General features: G+C 43.5%; 8 protein-coding genes, 17 tRNA genes and 3 rRNA genes. 1 reads left to right on the top strand and 27 read right to left on the bottom strand.

Going from position 1 to position 17,207, the window contains the following annotated elements:
* Nucleotides 1–32: 32 nt before the first annotated feature.
* The 5 genes from IE339_RS02820 to queG form a co-directional block, all read right to left on the bottom strand.
* Nucleotides 33–188: a hypothetical protein gene (locus IE339_RS02820; RefSeq protein WP_242173343.1), complete on the bottom strand. Its 156-nt coding sequence runs from the start codon at nt 186–188 to the stop codon at nt 33–35.
* Between the two features lie 107 nt (nt 189–295).
* Entirely contained in the window at nt 296–2,191 is a 1,896-nt protein-coding gene (locus tag IE339_RS02815; RefSeq protein ID WP_242173342.1) for a PrkA family serine protein kinase, read from the bottom strand.
* A 460-nt stretch (nt 2,192–2,651) separates the two neighbouring features.
* Nucleotides 2,652–3,137, bottom strand: a complete 486-nt coding sequence (gene trmL, locus IE339_RS02810) for a tRNA (uridine(34)/cytosine(34)/5-carboxymethylaminomethyluridine(34)-2'-O)-methyltransferase TrmL (RefSeq protein WP_053400652.1) — start codon at nt 3,135–3,137, stop codon at nt 2,652–2,654.
* Between the two features lie 69 nt (nt 3,138–3,206).
* Nucleotides 3,207–4,094 carry an amidase domain-containing protein gene (locus tag IE339_RS02805; protein WP_242173336.1) on the bottom strand — a complete coding sequence of 296 codons (888 nt, stop codon included), beginning with the start codon at nt 4,092–4,094 and terminating at the stop codon, nt 3,207–3,209.
* Between the two features lie 66 nt (nt 4,095–4,160).
* Nucleotides 4,161–5,294, bottom strand: coding sequence for a tRNA epoxyqueuosine(34) reductase QueG (gene queG, locus IE339_RS02800; protein ID WP_242173333.1), 1,134 nt, complete (start codon nt 5,292–5,294; stop codon nt 4,161–4,163).
* Between the two features lie 109 nt (nt 5,295–5,403).
* On the opposite strand from queG, the gene IE339_RS02795 reads away from it, so the two are divergent.
* A complete protein-coding gene (locus tag IE339_RS02795) occupies nt 5,404–6,069 on the top strand; it encodes a B3/B4 domain-containing protein (RefSeq protein WP_242173330.1) in 666 nt (221 codons plus the stop codon).
* 235 nt (nt 6,070–6,304) lie between these two features.
* On the opposite strand, the gene IE339_RS02790 is transcribed toward IE339_RS02795, so the two are convergent.
* The 22 genes from IE339_RS02790 to IE339_RS02685 all read right to left on the bottom strand — a co-directional run bounded on the left by IE339_RS02790 (nt 6,305) and on the right by IE339_RS02685 (nt 17,029).
* Nucleotides 6,305–9,103 carry a YhgE/Pip domain-containing protein gene (locus tag IE339_RS02790; protein ID WP_242173328.1) on the bottom strand — a complete coding sequence of 933 codons (2,799 nt, stop codon included), beginning with the start codon at nt 9,101–9,103 and terminating at the stop codon, nt 6,305–6,307.
* A gap of 218 nt (nt 9,104–9,321) precedes the next feature.
* Nucleotides 9,322–9,395: transfer RNA gene (locus IE339_RS02785), tRNA-Gly, on the bottom strand.
* 38 nt (nt 9,396–9,433) lie between these two features.
* Nucleotides 9,434–9,515, bottom strand: a tRNA-Leu gene (locus tag IE339_RS02780).
* Nucleotides 9,516–9,533: 18 nt separating this feature from the next.
* Nucleotides 9,534–9,622: transfer RNA gene (locus IE339_RS02775), tRNA-Leu, on the bottom strand.
* A gap of 12 nt (nt 9,623–9,634) precedes the next feature.
* A tRNA-Cys gene (locus IE339_RS02770) sits at nt 9,635–9,709 on the bottom strand.
* Nucleotides 9,710–9,727: 18 nt separating this feature from the next.
* Nucleotides 9,728–9,799: transfer RNA gene (locus tag IE339_RS02765), tRNA-Gly, on the bottom strand.
* A 2-nt stretch (nt 9,800–9,801) separates the two neighbouring features.
* Nucleotides 9,802–9,876 (bottom strand) — tRNA-Gln (locus IE339_RS02760).
* A gap of 32 nt (nt 9,877–9,908) precedes the next feature.
* A tRNA-His gene (locus IE339_RS02755) sits at nt 9,909–9,984 on the bottom strand.
* Nucleotides 9,985–10,011: 27 nt separating this feature from the next.
* Nucleotides 10,012–10,085 (bottom strand) — tRNA-Trp (locus IE339_RS02750).
* A 5-nt stretch (nt 10,086–10,090) separates the two neighbouring features.
* Nucleotides 10,091–10,175: transfer RNA gene (locus IE339_RS02745), tRNA-Tyr, on the bottom strand.
* 12 nt (nt 10,176–10,187) lie between these two features.
* Nucleotides 10,188–10,263, bottom strand: a tRNA-Thr gene (locus tag IE339_RS02740).
* A gap of 10 nt (nt 10,264–10,273) precedes the next feature.
* Nucleotides 10,274–10,349: transfer RNA gene (locus IE339_RS02735), tRNA-Phe, on the bottom strand.
* A gap of 28 nt (nt 10,350–10,377) precedes the next feature.
* Nucleotides 10,378–10,453, bottom strand: a tRNA-Asp gene (locus IE339_RS02730).
* 12 nt (nt 10,454–10,465) lie between these two features.
* A tRNA-Met gene (locus tag IE339_RS02725) sits at nt 10,466–10,542 on the bottom strand.
* A gap of 28 nt (nt 10,543–10,570) precedes the next feature.
* Nucleotides 10,571–10,646 (bottom strand) — tRNA-Val (locus IE339_RS02720).
* 27 nt (nt 10,647–10,673) lie between these two features.
* Nucleotides 10,674–10,745: transfer RNA gene (locus IE339_RS02715), tRNA-Glu, on the bottom strand.
* Nucleotides 10,746–10,753: 8 nt separating this feature from the next.
* A tRNA-Ser gene (locus IE339_RS02710) sits at nt 10,754–10,845 on the bottom strand.
* A 3-nt stretch (nt 10,846–10,848) separates the two neighbouring features.
* A tRNA-Asn gene (locus tag IE339_RS02705) sits at nt 10,849–10,923 on the bottom strand.
* 7 nt (nt 10,924–10,930) lie between these two features.
* Nucleotides 10,931–11,046 (bottom strand): 5S ribosomal RNA (gene rrf / locus IE339_RS02700).
* A 96-nt stretch (nt 11,047–11,142) separates the two neighbouring features.
* Nucleotides 11,143–14,075: ribosomal RNA gene (locus tag IE339_RS02695) — 23S ribosomal RNA — on the bottom strand.
* A 197-nt stretch (nt 14,076–14,272) separates the two neighbouring features.
* A 16S ribosomal RNA gene (locus tag IE339_RS02690) occupies nt 14,273–15,824 on the bottom strand.
* The 16S, 23S and 5S rRNA genes sit together here with 17 tRNA genes alongside, the layout of an rRNA operon.
* 332 nt (nt 15,825–16,156) lie before the next feature.
* Complete coding sequence (locus tag IE339_RS02685; protein ID WP_242173326.1) at nt 16,157–17,029, bottom strand: nucleotidyltransferase-like protein; 873 nt, start codon at nt 17,027–17,029, stop codon at nt 16,157–16,159.
* Nucleotides 17,030–17,207: the final 178 nt, after the last annotated feature.

The raw sequence follows: 17,207 nt of genomic DNA, 5'->3' as shown, positions 1-17,207 counted from the left end.
AATAAACAAAACGACTTTTTACATCCATTACATCATTCATTTTCTTTATGCTGAACTGGATCCGGCTGTACGCCTTCTTCTTGAAGCTCTTGATTCGTCTTCAAGTTCTCCATTTCTTTCCCTAGCTTTTTCAGTTCTTCCCAATTTTCGGCCATTGATCCGTTTACCTTTTCCTGCTCTTTTCCCATCCTTATCACCTCTACCTATAAAATTCCCCCTTTTTCTTGAAATAAAACAGCACAGTAAGATAAAAAAAGGAAACGGCTTTAGAGAGCATGCCGTTTCACTTTTATCCTTAACGATTTAATAAGCTTCCTACATAACGAAGTAGATCATTAGCTGATGTTGAGTTGTAGCCGTGCTCATCGATTAAGCGCGCCACCACTTCATTTACCTTTTTCAGCTGCTGTTCATCTGGTGTTTTAGTAGATGTCGTAATTTTAACCACATCTTTTAAATCAGCAAACAGCTTTTTCTGAATCGCTTCACGTAAACGCTCATGTGAATTATAATCAAAACGCATTCCTTTACGAGCATACGCCGAGATACGAATTAAGATTTCTTCACGGAACGCTTTTTTCGCATTTTCTGAAATACCGATTTGCTCTTCAATTGAGCGCATTAGTTTCTCATCTGGATTCATCTCTTCACCTGTTAACGGATCACGAAGCTTATTCTTGTTGCAATAGGCTTCAACGTTATCAAGATAGTTATCCATGAGCGTTTTAGCAGACTCTTCGTATGAATAGACAAACGCTTTTTGAACTTCTTTTTTCGCAATGTCGTCATATTCCTTACGTGCTAATGAGATATAGTTTAAATAGCGCTCGCGGTCTTCATTTGAAATCGATGCATGCTGATCCAATCCTTCTTTTAAGGAACGAAGTACGTCTAATGCATTAATTGATGTAACGCCTTTTCGAATAATAGTTGAAGAGATACGGTTGATGACATAACGTGGATCAATGCCGCTCATCCCTTCATCATTGTATTCCTTTTGCAGCTCTTCAAGGTCTGCCGTGTTATATCCCTCTACCGTTTCACCATCGTACAATCTCATTTTCTTAATTAAGTCGATATCACCTTTTTTAGGCTCTTTTAATCTCGATAAAATCGTAAAAATGGAAGCAACTCTGAGCGTATGAGGGGCAATATGAACACCAGACACATCGCTTTCCTGAATCATTTTTTCGTAAATTTTCTCTTCTTCTTTTACCTTTAAATTATACGGAACTGGCATAACAATAATACGGGAATGTAATGCTTCGTTTTTCTTATTGGAAATAAACGAGCGATACTCCGTTTCGTTCGTATGCGCAATAACAAGTTCATCAGCACTTATAAGGGCGAATCTTCCAGCCTTGAAATTCCCTTCCTGGGTTAAAGATAGAAGATGCCATAAGAATTTTTCATCACATTTTAGCATCTCTTGGAATTCCATCAGACCTCGGTTTGCTTTATTTAATTCTCCATCAAAACGGTACGCACGCGGATCAGATTCTGATCCATATTCAGCAATAGTGGAGAAATCAATACTTCCTGTTAAATCCGCAATATCCTGTGACTTAGGATCAGATGGACTAAACGTACCGATACCTGTTCGCTTATCTTCAGAGAAGAAGATTCGCTCTACAACCACATCTTCAATACGTCCGCCGTATTCTTTTTCTAAACGCATCAAGTTAAGCGGTGATAAATTTCCCTCTACACGCACCCCATACTCCTCATGAAAATCTCTTCGCAAATGTTGCGGAATTAAATGAAGTGGATCTTCATGCATTGGGCAGCCCTTGATCGCAAAAACAGCACCACGATCTGTTAATGAGTATGCCTCTAACCCTCGTTTTAACATCGTGACAAGCGTAGATTTCCCTCCACTTACAGGTCCCATTAAAAGCAAAATACGCTTTCTGACATCTAATCGTTTCGCTGAAGGATGAAAGTACTCTTCTACTAGTCTTTCTAGTGATGACTCTAACCCAAACATCTGGCCACTAAAGAAATTGTATTTCTTTTTACCATCTACCTCTTCGATTCCAGCATCATTAATCATATTATATATACGAGAATGTGCAGATTGAGCTACCCAAGGCTGTTCTCTCACAATTTCTAAGTACTCAGCAAAAGTACCTTCCCATTTTAGTCGATGTTCTTCTTCACGGTATCGTTCAATTTTCTTTAAAATATCCATTTAGGAACCTCCCCCTACTAGTGATGCTAGCGACCAAGATTAATACAATTTATGCGCTAAATGACGTGAACATGCTTTCTAATTTTAAATCTGTCCTAAATCCTCTAAAATATATCTGTTTATCCTTACGAATCCATAGGATTAGAAGGGATTATTGCTCTAAAAAGAAAATAGAATCCATCTTTCCACCTCAACGTAATAACTTAGAACTTATTTTTTATTTTTTTCTCATATTTAAAAATAGTGATGGTTATTTAACGATTTATCATTCCCATGTCCATTCTTATTCGTTATAATGAACCTATAGTATTTTTTGGAAACGTTTACTGAGGAGGATGGGTATGAGGACGCTTATACTTTTAGGGGTATGTATTGCATTTTTATCTTCTATCTTCACAGCAGGGTACAACGACAAACCGGGAAGAAAATAAAAAAAGCATCCAGCTGGATGCTTTTTTTATTAGTCATTTGTAAATTTCAAGCCAGGATAATTTTGTTGGCGTAGTGCTTCATAAATTAAAATGGCTGCAGTGTTTGATAAATTTAGTGATCGAACGTTCTCATTCATCGGTAAACGAAGGCATCTATCCATATTGTTCTGGATAATTTCAGGTGGTAACCCTTTTGTTTCGCGGCCGAATACGAAGAAATAATCTTCCTCTAAATTACTATAATCGAAAGAACTATGAGCTTGCTCACCGAATTTCGTAATAAAATAGAACTTTCCTTCTGCATACTTCTCAAACACTTCTTCTAATGAATCATGGTAATGAATATTTACATATTGCCAGTAATCTAGCCCAGCTCGCTTCAGCATTTTATCGTCTGTTGAAAAGCCTAATGGACGAATTAAATGCAAAGTCGTATCCGTTGCTGCACAAGTTCTTGCAATATTACCCGTATTTGCAGGGATTTCTGGTTGATATAGTACTACATGAATTCCCACTTTTTTCACCTCAACTAAACAATCTACTCCTCATTATATCACGATCAGCGCAAAACAACAGAATTCTCATCACCCATTAATATGGAAAAAGCCATACTTCATGTTTGGCGTGTATGCGGATGAGTCCTCATATGCCCAATATCTCATGCGACTATTATACGTATTGGCATTCACAAGAGGCATACCATCATCATCCTTAGCAACAATAATGGTCGAATGATCCCACCTGCCATCTCCTTGAAAATCATAGCAAATGATATCACCAATCATTAAGTCTTTTGCTCCCGTTTTCTTAGTGGCCGTTAATCCTGTCTTTGAGGAATTTAAATACCAGTAAAAAGAGTTTGCTACCGTCCAGCTATAGCTCCAATTTTTCGTCTGCATCCACCAGCCTTGCCCCTTGTTTGGATATCCTCTCATCGGAGCAGTACCAGCTCGCAAACACTGTGACACGTAATTCGTGCAGTTTACATCAAAATTTGTATAGCTGGGATTATGAGAATTCCAGTATCTCTCCGCATACTGAACAGCTGCGCGTCGATCGTAATTAAAGGAACGATCTTCATCCTCATCAAAATCATAGCGATCCATCTCTTCACTATCGAATGACGTAGAAAAAGGATAAATCTCTTCATCTTTCAATAACGTGTCTTTATAAAATAAAGCTTTACGCTTTTCAACGGTTTCTTCTATATAAAAGAAGCTACGCTGTTTTACAAGTGACTCCACTTCAACATGATAGTAAACGGTGGTTTCCTCATATTCATTCGAAATATGATCAATATACCCCTTAGCCGAACACTTTACAATTTCAGCCCCGCGCTTGGCCATCTGATTGCATTTTTGTTCCACCTGCTTTTCAATAAAAGGAGAAAAATCACGGTGCAGATTACCATTTACATAACCTTCTGCACGTGACTTAACTAACGTATGAAGGACAATTTTTTTCGTTTGCAAAAGACTTCACCACTTTCATAGGCTTTCTTATAACCTATGATGAATCGTTTGTCTTTTAACACTTTATTATTGTTCCAAGCGTGCTAACGCCTTTTCCAATTCAAGCAATACTTCCTCATCTTTCTCCCTTACCGTCGCTTCCTGTAATTTCTCCTCAATATGAGCAGGGGCAATTTTCGCTAACGCCCACGCAGCTGTTCCTCTAATAACAGGACGTGGATCATCCTTCAAAAGGTTCAACAGATCTGGCACCGCTGTTTCATCTTTAAAATGAGCCAATGCAATAATAGCGTTACGCTGAATAGGCTTTTTCCCTCTCCATGATCCTGAAACATGCCCATATGTTTCTTTAAAATCACGATTACTGATCGTGAGCAACGGCTTCAACAGTGGCTTCGCAACTTCAGGGTCAGGCTCCATTTCAGGATGAAGATGAAAATCTTTTCCTTTATTTTCTGGACAAACAGTCTGACACGTATCACAGCCATACAAGCGGTTCCCTAATTTATCTCGAAATTCCTCGGCAAGCATTCCTTTCGTTTGTGTTAGAAATGCTATGCATCGATTAGAATTCAATTGACCTCCGGTTACTAGTGCATCAGTTGGACAGGCTTCGACGCATTTATTACACGTGCCGCAGCGGTCTTCTATCGGGCTGTCAGGCTCAAGTGGAAGGTTCGTTACAATCTCCCCCAAATAAACGTAAGAACCAAACTCTGGGGTAATGATCGAACAATTCTTAGCGCTCCAGCCGATCCCCGCTCTTTCTGCTACTGCTCGGTCTGAAAGTTCTCCTGTGTCTACCATAGACTTCGTCATAACATCAGGAGCGATTTCCTGTACAAACTCTTCTAGCAACTTTAGCTTCTCCCTTAATACATCATGATAATCACGTCCCCAAGAAGCACGACAAAAAATACCTCTTCGCTCACTTTTTGTACTTCGAGGTGCATCTTTCATTTTAGATGGGTATGCCAGTGCAATGGCAATAATAGAGCGTGCTTTTGGTACTAATAGCTCCGGGGTAGTTCTCTTTTCGATATCCGGTTCCTCAAACCCTGACTGATAATTTAGTTCCTGCTGCTGATACAGACGATCTTTCAATTCAATAAACGGAGAAGCACTCGCAAAGCCAATCTTATCTATCCCAATTTCCTTACTGTAGTCAATAATCTGCTGCTTCAACTGCAACATATTCATATTACGACCTCCTTCCTCGTTTTCGTTCTTTAAATCATTTATAATATCTCTTAACTACCTTTTAAAGACTCGTATCTTTATCTTTAAAAATAGAAAGGAATGTTCAATAGTGGAAATTTTACTCACTAATCATATTAAAACACTAATTCCTAATTTTATTGTATCTGTGATCCGATATCAAGGGATTACCGTTTCTACTTCTCCACAAATGATACAAGGACGTTTACGCTTATTCCAGGAATCTATTTTCTTTGAACTTCAAGACCAAAGCGTTACATCTGTACCAGAAATAGCTGAATGGAGACAGCTATTTAAACAGTCAGGTACAGATCCATCCAAATATCGTCCTTCTATAGAATCTCTATACCGTAGAATTCAAAAACAAACGTACCTACCAACCGTTAACTCTGCGGTTGACATTAATAACTTTTTTTCGCTTCAATACAAAATCCCAATTGGCATATATGACCTTAACAATCTAAAAGGCGACGTTGTAATTGATATTGGTGGTGAGAGTGATTCATATATTGGTTTAAATAATCGTGATCTTACATTAAGCAATAAAATTATTTCTCGTGACGAAATTGGTGCTTTTGGAAGTCCTTATGTCGATTCCAATCGATCACCTGTTGACCATACAACAACAGACGCCATTCAAATTCTCTATTTACCTCCTTCGATTGATAGAGGTGAGGCAAACAAGCTTACGGCCTCTCTAGAAAACATGTTTCTCCAAATTCATGGTGGTGAAGCTACACATAAGATCGTAGACTAAAGAGACGTGGGGAGCTGAAGGCTTCCTACGTCTCTTCCTTTTTGATGGCAACTCTCTCCACCATGATCCTTTTTATCAAATGAACCACTATGTAATGTATGGGCGGGAAAATCATAAAAAACAATATAAAAGCGTAGTACTCATTTAGAATGAAGTACTACGCTCAAACGGACATGATCCTGAATTTAATTCATTTTTAAATCTCAAATAATAAGAAGCTCTGTTTCATTACTTTTTATGCTCTGAATTCCCCTGGTACATTTTCTTCTACCTTGTATTGTCTTCCGCTTACCATGATCACGACAAATGCGAGAAGAGCAAATACAGCAAGATAGATACAGAGAACACTTGCGTTGTATAATGCTGCTCCTGGCGCATCTAAATTTAGTACAGATTTAAAGCCTGCAATACTGTACGTAAATGGAAGGAATTCGCTCAAAGCCCTCATGTTAGCTGGGAGCATATCGATTGGCAAGTTTGCACCCGTAATGGAAAGCTGAAGTACAACGAATGCGAGGGCAAGAAATCTTCCGATGATGCCAAGTGATGCAAAGAAACTCACAATTGCAGAGAATACAATACTTACAAAAATAGTGAATAGTACAAATCCTGCTGGGTTTTCAACATTTATTGCCAACACCATAGCAACAATTGAAAGCAACAGAGCTTGTGCAATGGCGAAAACAGACAAGTTCATAAATTTTGCACCAAACCAAGCGGCTGCTGAAACGTCCTGTGGTCTTTTAAAATTCATAAACATCGACATGATTAAAATGCCTACAAATAACGCAAGAGTTAATACATAAGGAGATGTTGAATCACGATAATGTGGGAAATTAAAAATCTTTTCGCTTTTTAATTTCACTGGTGAAGCAAACATATTGTAATTTTTCTCATCAAGAGCTTTTAGACTACTTGTTTTCGCTGCTCCATCTTTCAATCCAGAAGCAAGCTCAAATGAACCACCATTCAGTTTTTGAGCACCGTCATTTAGGCGGGTGACACCAGAAGTTAAATCTCCCCAACCATTGTTTACTTTTTCATTTCCCTCACTTACTTGCATCGTTCCTAAATGGATTGTGTTAGCACCTTCTGTGAGCACTTTCCATCCTTTGGCTACGTCTGCATTTCCATTACTGACTTGACCAGATCCGTCATGAAGCTTAATCGTACCATCCGTAAGCTTCTTCCATCCAGTGTTAACATCTGCATTTCCATCTCTCACCTGAACTTGACCATCATGAATTTTAGCAGTGGCCCCTTTTAAGGTTTGCCATCCTTCATTAACTGATGCATTACCAGTTGAGACAAGCCCTGCTCCGGAATCAAGCTTTGTAACTCCGTCCACCATCGACCCCCAGCCTTTATTTACAACGTCATTTCCAGCTGCGATCTTTGCAGTTCCTGACTGAAGTTCACCAACTTTATCTACCATCGTGTTCCAACCAGCTGCAACTTTTTCAGTCCCTGCTGCTAGTTGTGGGATTTTTTCATTCAAAGCCCCTACACCATCGTCAATTGATTTTTGACCTTGAACTAGCTTTTTTAATCCATCTGCAACTGATGAATCACTAGGAACTTCGTGTTCAGTAAGCGCTGCAGCTATACCATTCGCGCCTTGTTTTAATCTTTCTAACTTTGCTTTGTTATCCGGATTATTTGCAGCAGCAGATAAAGCATTCCCTGTCCCTACAATCTTTTGGAAACTAGGGTCTCCCTGCAATTCAGGATGCGCTTTAAAAAACACCTGCAGATCGGTGGATAATTGTTTTAGATTATCTCCAAGCACTTGCGACTGCGTGGCAACCTCACCAATTCCAGATGCAACTTGCTGACTTACAGGTAATACTTTTTCTTTCAGGGCTCCTTGCGTTTGTTGCAAGCCTTTTAAAACGTCAGAGGTCCCTTTTTTTAATTCCGGTACCTTTTCGCTCAGCAATTTCGAGCCAGATGCCAAATCCTTCACACCCTGCTGATTTTCTTTTAGAGAATTAAGCAGCAATTTTGTTCCCTCGTTTATAGCTTGAGACCCTGAGGCTAACGCTTTGATATTTTCTGAACCTCCTTTTAGGGAAGTTAAGAGCTCTCCTGTTCCATTTTTAAGAGCCTGTGAACCGTCAGCAAGGCGTTTAATGTCCTCCTGCTTGGCCGTTAATGACTGTAGCATTTGGTCAGTTCCTTTTTCAAGTTCACTTGTACCGTCAGCAAGCTTTTTTATATCTCCTTGCTTGGCGGTCAATGACTGTAACATTTGCTCAAGCCCATTGTTGAGCTCTGCGGAACCATTGGCTAATTTCGTAATATCGTTTTGCTTACTAGATAAGGACTGGTACATCTGTCCGGTTCCTTTTTCAAGTTCCTTAGTACCCGTAGCAAGCTTTGAAATTTCACCCGATTTATTTGTAAGCGATTCCAAAAGTGTGGTCGTACCTTTGAATAAATCAGCGGTTCCTCCATTCAGTTTCACCGAACCGTCAGCGGCCGTCTGAAATCCGTCAGATACGTCCTTCAAGCTGCCAAACATGTTCTTCACATACTTCTCAGTAATCTGATTGGAGAGCTTTTCTCTAATCTGATCTGTTGCACTCTTGGTTACCTGTGCTGCCATAAAGTTTAATCCTTCATTCTGTACATACTTCAATTCGGGCTTTTGAGGATCTGTCGAAAGCACAGAGGTTACCTTCTTAGAGAAATCCTTGGGTATCTCAATGACCATGTAGTACTTCAAGCTTTTCAAACCACTTTTCGCTTCATCAGAATCAACAAATTTCCATCCAAGATTCTTTTCCTCTTGCAAGTTTGAAACTAGATCCTTTCCTGCGTTGATCGTTTCTCCATCTGTCTCTGCTCCCTGATCGTTGTTCACTACTGCTACTGGCAAATTGGACAAATTGTCATATGGTCCCCAATTTGGAGATAGTAGTATTCCCCCATAAACGACCGGCACAAGCAAGGCAACAATAACAGAGATTAACAGCCCTTTCTTTGCCACTAATGCTCCCATTTCTGCCTTGAATAAACTAAAAACCCTCATCCGCTATTCCCCCACAGAATAAAATATATTGAAGCATAGATAAGTAGTATACGACCATTTACCTACACTAAAAATATGTATTCTAATTAATGATGAAAAGTCCTCTAATTTATAACTGAAAATTTAAATTATTTAATTCCGTTGGATAACAGTGAAAATAAAAAACGCAATGACCCGTTTTGTTAAACGAACCACTGCGTTGTGATTAAAATTATGTATGGAGCGGGTGATGAGAATCGAACTCACGACATCAGCTTGGAAGGCTGAGGTTTTACCATTAAACTACACCCGCAATTATTATGTTAAGTGATACTAGAGAAAATTTCTCGATACCGGTGGTCGGGGTCGAACCGACACTCCAGAAGGAACACGATTTTGAGTCGTGCGCGTCTGCCAATTCCGCCACACCGGCGTAAGCAAGAAATATATATGGTGCCGAGGGCCGGACTTGAACCGGCACGGTAGTCACCTACCGCAGGATTTTAAGTCCTGTGTGTCTGCCAATTCCACCACCCCGGCAGGGCAGATAAATGGAGGCGGCAACCGGATTCGAACCGGTGAGTAAAGGTTTTGCAGACCTTGGCCTTACCACTTGGCTATGCCGCCTTGACAAATAAAAATGAAAGCGGAAGACGGGATTCGAACCCGCGACCCCCACCTTGGCAAGGTGGTGTTCTACCACTGAACTACTTCCGCAATGGCTGGGCTAGCTGGATTCGAACCAACGAATGACGGAGTCAAAGTCCGTTGCCTTACCGCTTGGCTATAGCCCAATATCACATTTGACGTATTTTATAAAATTATATGGGGCGACTGATGGGAATCGAACCCACGAATGCCAGAGCCACAATCTGGTGTGTTAACCACTTCACCACAGCCGCCATTATAAGAAAAATTTAAAAATTAATTGGCAGGGGCAGTAGGAATCGAACCCACACCGGAGGTTTTGGAGACCTCTGTTCTACCGTTAAACTATGCCCCTATAAATGGTGGAGGGGGACGGATTCGAACCGCCGAACCCTGAGGGAGCGGATTTACAGTCCGCCGCGTTTAGCCACTTCGCTACCCCTCCACAAAATCTAACTGGTGCCGGCAAGAGGACTTGAACCCCCAACCTACTGATTACAAGTCAGTTGCTCTACCAGTTGAGCTACACCGGCTTTGTTAGAATGGTGGCTTGGGACGGAATCGAACCGCCGACACAAGGATTTTCAGTCCTTTGCTCTACCAACTGAGCTACCAAGCCATATTAGGATTTACTATATTGAATTAAATGGCGGTCCCGACCGGGATCGAACCGGCGATCTCCTGCGTGACAGGCAGGCATGTTAACCGCTACACCACGGGACCATTATGTATATTTGGTTGCGGGGACAGGATTTGAACCTGCGACCTTCGGGTTATGAGCCCGACGAGCTACCAGACTGCTCCACCCCGCGATAATATGAGTGACACATAAGAGTGTCATGGTGGAGGATGACGGGATCGAACCGCCGACCCCCTGCTTGTAAGGCAGGTGCTCTCCCAGCTGAGCTAATCCTCCGAAACGATTGTTGCATTCTTTATAAAGTGACCCGTACGGGATTCGAACCCGTGTTACCGCCGTGAAAGGGCGGTGTCTTAACCGCTTGACCAACGGGCCATCAAATATGGCGGAGAGCAAGGGATTTGAACCCTTGAGACGGCGTTCACCGCCTACACGATTTCCAATCGTGCTCCTTCGGCCACTCGGACAGCTCTCCAAATGGCTCCACAGGCAGGACTCGAACCTGCGACCGATCGGTTAACAGCCGATAGCTCTACCACTGAGCTACTGTGGAATATACCGCCTGGCGATGTCCTACTCTCACAGGGGGAAACCCCCAACTACCATCGGCGCTAGAGAGCTTAACTTCCGTGTTCGGTATGGGAACGGGTGTGACCTCTCTGCCATAATCACCAGACATATATATTATACACTTTTCTGCGAAAAATGCAAGTGTTTTTTGAAAGAAAGTTATTCTTTCAAAACTAGATAACAATGGTTAAGGAAAAGCATTTTGGTTAAGTCCTCGATCGATTAGTATCTGTCAGCTGCACGTGTCGCCACGCTTCCACCTCAGACCTATCTACCTGATCGTCTTTCAGGGATCTTACTAGCTTGCGCTATGGGAAATCTCATCTTGAGGGGGGCTTCATGCTTAGATGCTTTCAGCACTTATCCCGTCCACACATAGCTACCCAGCGATGCCTTTGGCAAGACAACTGGTACACCAGCGGTGTGTCCATCCCGGTCCTCTCGTACTAAGGACAGCTCCTCTCAAATTTCCTACGCCCACGACGGATAGGGACCGAACTGTCTCACGACGTTCTGAACCCAGCTCGCGTACCGCTTTAATGGGCGAACAGCCCAACCCTTGGGACCGACTACAGCCCCAGGATGCGATGAGCCGACATCGAGGTGCCAAACCTCCCCGTCGATGTGGACTCTTGGGGGAGATAAGCCTGTTATCCCCGGGGTAGCTTTTATCCGTTGAGCGATGGCCCTTCCATGCGGAACCACCGGATCACTAAGCCCGACTTTCGTCCCTGCTCGACTTGTAGGTCTCGCAGTCAAGCTCCCTTGTGCCTTTACACTCTACGAATGATTTCCAACCATTCTGAGGGAACCTTTGGGCGCCTCCGTTACTCTTTAGGAGGCGACCGCCCCAGTCAAACTGCCCACCTGACACTGTCTCCCAGCCCGATCAGGGCTGTGGGTTAGAATGTCAATACAGCCAGGGTAGTATCCCACCGACGCCTCCACCGAAGCTAGCGCTCCGGCTTCTCAGGCTCCTACCTATCCTGTACAAGCTGTACCAAAATTCAATATCAGGCTACAGTAAAGCTCCACGGGGTCTTTCCGTCCTGTCGCGGGTAACCTGCATCTTCACAGGTACTATAATTTCACCGAGTCTCTCGTTGAGACAGTGCCCAGATCGTTACACCTTTCGTGCGGGTCGGAACTTACCCGACAAGGAATTTCGCTACCTTAGGACCGTTATAGTTACGGCCGCCGTTTACTGGGGCTTCGATTCAAAGCTTCGCTTGCGCTAACCTCTCCTCTTAACCTTCCAGCACCGGGCAGGTGTCAGCCCCTATACTTCGCCTTACGGCTTCGCAGAGACCTGTGTTTTTGCTAAACAGTCGCCTGGGCCTATTCACTGCGGCTCTCTCGGGCTTGCACCCTAACAGAGCACCCCTTCTCCCGAAGTTACGGGGTCATTTTGCCGAGTTCCTTAACGAGAGTTCTCTCGATCACCTTAGGATTCTCTCCTCGCCTACCTGTGTCGGTTTGCGGTACGGGTACCTCCCACCTCGCTAGAGGCTTTTCTTGGCAGTGTGAAATCAGGAGCTTCGGTACTATAATTCCCTCGTCATCACAGCTCAGCCTTCATGATGAGCGGATTTGCCTACTCATCAGCCTTACTGCTTGAACGCACATATCCAGCAGTGCGCCTACCCTATCCTCCTGCGTCCCCCCATTGCTCAAACGGTGGGGAGGTAGTACAGGAATATCAACCTGTTGGCCATCGCCTACGCCTTTCGGCCTCGGCTTAGGTCCCGACTAACCCTGAGCGGACGAGCCTTCCTCAGGAAACCTTAGGCATTCGGTGGACAAGATTCTCACTTGTCTTTCGCTACTCATACCGGCATTCTCACTTCTAAGCGCTCCACCAGTCCTTACGGTCTAGCTTCACAGCACTTAGAACGCTCTCCTACCACTGACATCGTAGATGTCAATCCACAGCTTCGGTGATACGTTTAGCCCCGGTACATTTTCGGCGCAGAGTCACTCGACCAGTGAGCTATTACGCACTCTTTAAATGGTGGCTGCTTCTAAGCCAACATCCTGGTTGTCTAAGCAACTCCACATCCTTTTCCACTTAACGTATACTTTGGGACCTTAGCTGGTGGTCTGGGCTGTTTCCCTCTTGACTACGGATCTTATCACTCGCAGTCTGACTCCCAAGGATAAGTTTTTGGCATTCGGAGTTTGACTGAATTCGGTAACCCGTTGGGGGCCCCTAGTCCAATCAGTGCTCTACCTCCAAAACTCTCACCTTGAGGCTAGCCCTAAAGCTATTTCGGAGAGAACCAGCTATCTCCAAGTTCGATTGGAATTTCTCCGCTACCCACACCTCATCCCCGCACTTTTCAACGTGCGTGGGTTCGGGCCTCCATTCAGTGTTACCTGAACTTCACCCTGGACATGGGTAGATCACCTGGTTTCGGGTCTACGACCACATACTCAAATCGCCCTATTCAGACTCGCTTTCGCTGCGGCTCCGTCTCATCGACTTAACCTTGCATGGGATCGTAACTCGCCGGTTCATTCTACAAAAGGCACGCCATCACCCGTTAACGGGCTCTGACTACTTGTAGGCACACGGTTTCAGGATCTCTTTCACTCCCCTTCCGGGGTGCTTTTCACCTTTCCCTCACGGTACTGGTTCACTATCGGTCACTAGGAAGTATTTAGCCTTGGGAGATGGTCCTCCCTGCTTCCGACGGAATTTCACGTGTTCCGCCGTACTCAGGATCCACTCAAGAGAGAACGAGGTTTCAACTACAGGGTTGTTACCTTCTTTGACGGGCCTTTCCAGACCTCTTCATTTACCTCGTTCCTTTGTAACTCCGTATAGAGTGTCCTACAACCCCAAGAGGCAAGCCTCTTGGTTTGGGCTAATTCCGTTTCGCTCGCCGCTACTCAGGAAATCGCGTTTGCTTTCCTTTCCTCCGGGTACTTAGATGTTTCAGTTCCCCGGGTCTGCCTTCAACTTCCTATGTATTCAGAAGAAGATATCATTCCATTACGAATGATGGGTTTCCCCATTCGGAAATCTCCGGATCAAAGCTTACTTACAGCTCCCCGAAGCATATCGGTGTTAGTCCCGTCCTTCATCGGCTCCTAGTGCCAAGGCATCCACCGTGCGCCCTTTCTAACTTAACCGTATTGGTTATTTCAAAAAGTGTTACACTTTGTTTTCCTTAACATTCTTGCTATCTAGTTTTCAAAGAACAACTGCCTCATGATCACGATGTGATCAAAAGACTTCTTATTGAAAGTTCGTAATGAACCTTCAAAACTGAACAAAACGACGTCACGTTGTTTGTTGCTGAACACGTGGTTCAAGCAATTTTCCTTAGAAAGGAGGTGATCCAGCCGCACCTTCCGATACGGCTACCTTGTTACGACTTCACCCCAATCATCTGTCCCACCTTAGGCGGCTGGCTCCTTACGGTTACCCCACCGACTTCGGGTGTTACAAACTCTCGTGGTGTGACGGGCGGTGTGTACAAGGCCCGGGAACGTATTCACCGCGGCATGCTGATCCGCGATTACTAGCGATTCCAGCTTCATGTAGGCGAGTTGCAGCCTACAATCCGAACTGAGAATGATTTTATGAGATTAGCTTCACCTCGCGGCTTCGCAACCCTTTGTATCATCCATTGTAGCACGTGTGTAGCCCAGGTCATAAGGGGCATGATGATTTGACGTCATCCCCACCTTCCTCCGGTTTGTCACCGGCAGTCACCTTAGAGTGCCCAACTTAATGCTGGCAACTAAGATCAAGGGTTGCGCTCGTTGCGGGACTTAACCCAACATCTCACGACACGAGCTGACGACAACCATGCACCACCTGTCACTTTGTCCCCCGAAGGGGAAAGCTCTATCTCTAGAGTGGTCAAAGGATGTCAAGACCTGGTAAGGTTCTTCGCGTTGCTTCGAATTAAACCACATGCTCCACCGCTTGTGCGGGCCCCCGTCAATTCCTTTGAGTTTCAGCCTTGCGGCCGTACTCCCCAGGCGGAGTGCTTAATGCGTTAGCTGCAGCACTAAAGGGCGGAAACCCTCTAACACTTAGCACTCATCGTTTACGGCGTGGACTACCAGGGTATCTAATCCTGTTTGCTCCCCACGCTTTCGCGCCTCAGCGTCAGTTACAGACCAGAAAGCCGCCTTCGCCACTGGTGTTCCTCCACATCTCTACGCATTTCACCGCTACACGTGGAATTCCGCTTTCCTCTTCTGCACTCAAGTTCCCCAGTTTCCAATGACCCTCCACGGTTGAGCCGTGGGCTTTCACATCAGACTTAAGGAACCGCCTGCGCGCGCTTTACGCCCAATAATTCCGGACAACGCTTGCCACCTACGTATTACCGCGGCTGCTGGCACGTAGTTAGCCGTGGCTTTCTGGTTAGGTACCGTCAAGGTACGAGCAGTTACTCTCGTACTTGTTCTTCCCTAACAACAGAGTTTTACGATCCGAAAACCTTCATCACTCACGCGGCGTTGCTCCGTCAGACTTTCGTCCATTGCGGAAGATTCCCTACTGCTGCCTCCCGTAGGAGTCTGGGCCGTGTCTCAGTCCCAGTGTGGCCGATCACCCTCTCAGGTCGGCTACGCATCGTCGCCTTGGTGAGCCGTTACCTCACCAACTAGCTAATGCGCCGCGGGTCCATCTGTAAGTGACAGCCGAAACCGTCTTTTAACATCCGCTCATGCGAGCGAAAGTGTTATTCGGTATTAGCTCCGGTTTCCCGGAGTTATCCCCATCTTACAGGCAGGTTACCCACGTGTTACTCACCCGTCCGCCGCTAACTTGTTAGAAGCAAGCTTCTAACAAGTCCGCTCGACTTGCATGTATTAGGCACGCCGCCAGCGTTCGTCCTGAGCCAGGATCAAACTCTCCGAAGAAATGTTTGACTTGCTCATTTGTTGTCTTACTTTTAAAACGTTGACGTTTTGCTTGTTTTGTTCAGTTTTCAAAGTTCATCTCGCTCGTAAGCGACTTTCTCATCTTACCATCCACCTAGTTGTTTGTCAACAACTTTTTTTAATCCGTTTTTGGTAAGCGTTTTGTTTGTTTTCTGCTGTCTTAACGACAAGTAATAATTTATCATGATACGATTTTGAAGTCAACACTATTTGAAAACTTTTTTAAAAGAAAGTTGTTCTTTTAGAATAGATGCAAAGGAACTCGCTGATACACAAGGGTTTTGAGCCCCTTTACACTTTTTATTCCCTATCTAGTTTTTTTCGATTTTATAATGACGGTGATAAATATTTTTACCTTTGGTAGGGATTTTTTCAACCTGAACGACGCCTTTTCCTACTAAAAATTCTAATAGTACTCCAACATCAATAACATACGGACGTAGCTTCGGATGATTTAAAATTTCATCAAATGTCCATGATTCTTCTTTTTCACTTAATACTTCCAAGAAGTGTTTAGAACCAACCTCAGTTCGCTGATTTACCAAAAATTCACTTGCTAAAAATAGAAGCTCTAATCTCTTCGGAAGTTCTTCGGTGCTATATACCAGCTCTTCATATAATTTATAAATTTCGGGTTCTATTTTTCTAACCTGACTCCAGACGGTTACTTCAGGGTGGAAGCCATTTTCGATCACTGACAGTCTCGCTAAATGATGCAACGCATGAATAATATGATTAAAGGCGTCTAAGTAATGCTTAGATTCATAGAAATCTTTTCCTTCTATATAGCGGCGAATAAGCTTGGCGAATTCGATCGCAGTTTTTTCAACGCGTTCTTGCTGTGGAAATTCCAATAAACGCTGACGTAATTGATCGATGTATTCATTACGATCAAAAATAACCTTCCCGTTTAGCACCCAATCCACAATTCTTCTATTTGTACCATACAATAGCCACTCGTTTACTTGCTCTGCTGTCGCTACATATAAAGATGCTTTTTGATTGATATACTCGTAGTGTTTAATAAAGAGGGGATCATTCGCCTCTCTCACAATGATAAACAATACAGCGTCCAAGTTTTCTGTAATGGGAGATTCTTCTTTTCTTCGTTCAATTAACAAAATACTCAACGTATCCTCGTTGCTAGCACGCTCTTGATAAATAGGTCGCAAAATATCTTCCATAATCGGCTCCTCCAGAAATAATTTGTCTCATCTATTGTAAAAGAAAATTCGACATATGACGAATAAAATCACACTTTATATGTAACATTTTGATAAAAATAATTGAAATCCTCCTAACATGCATGAATTCATTTTAAGAAATCCTTTATCATTTCTGTAGTTTGTTTCAATCTCAAAA

It is taken from the genome of Priestia koreensis, from assembly GCF_022646885.1.
In the GTDB taxonomy this organism is placed as follows: domain Bacteria; phylum Bacillota; class Bacilli; order Bacillales; family Bacillaceae_H; genus Bacillus_AG; species Bacillus_AG koreensis_A.
This window is presented reverse-complemented; position numbering and strand designations above follow the sequence as displayed.

Bases quoted from the DNA above. Each gene is read 5' to 3' on its own strand.
- queG (WP_242173333.1), bottom strand. From the start codon at position 5,294: ATGAATATGTTGCAGTTGAAGCAGCAGATTATTGACTACAGTAAGGAA.
- IE339_RS02790 (WP_242173328.1), bottom strand. From the start codon at position 9,103: ATGAGGGTTTTTAGTTTATTCAAGGCAGAAATGGGAGCATTAGTGGCA.
- IE339_RS02820 (WP_242173343.1), bottom strand. From the start codon at position 188: ATGGGAAAAGAGCAGGAAAAGGTAAACGGATCAATGGCCGAAAATTGG.
- IE339_RS02815 (WP_242173342.1), bottom strand. From the start codon at position 2,191: ATGGATATTTTAAAGAAAATTGAACGATACCGTGAAGAAGAACATCGA.
- IE339_RS02685 (WP_242173326.1), bottom strand. From the start codon at position 17,029: ATGGAAGATATTTTGCGACCTATTTATCAAGAGCGTGCTAGCAACGAG.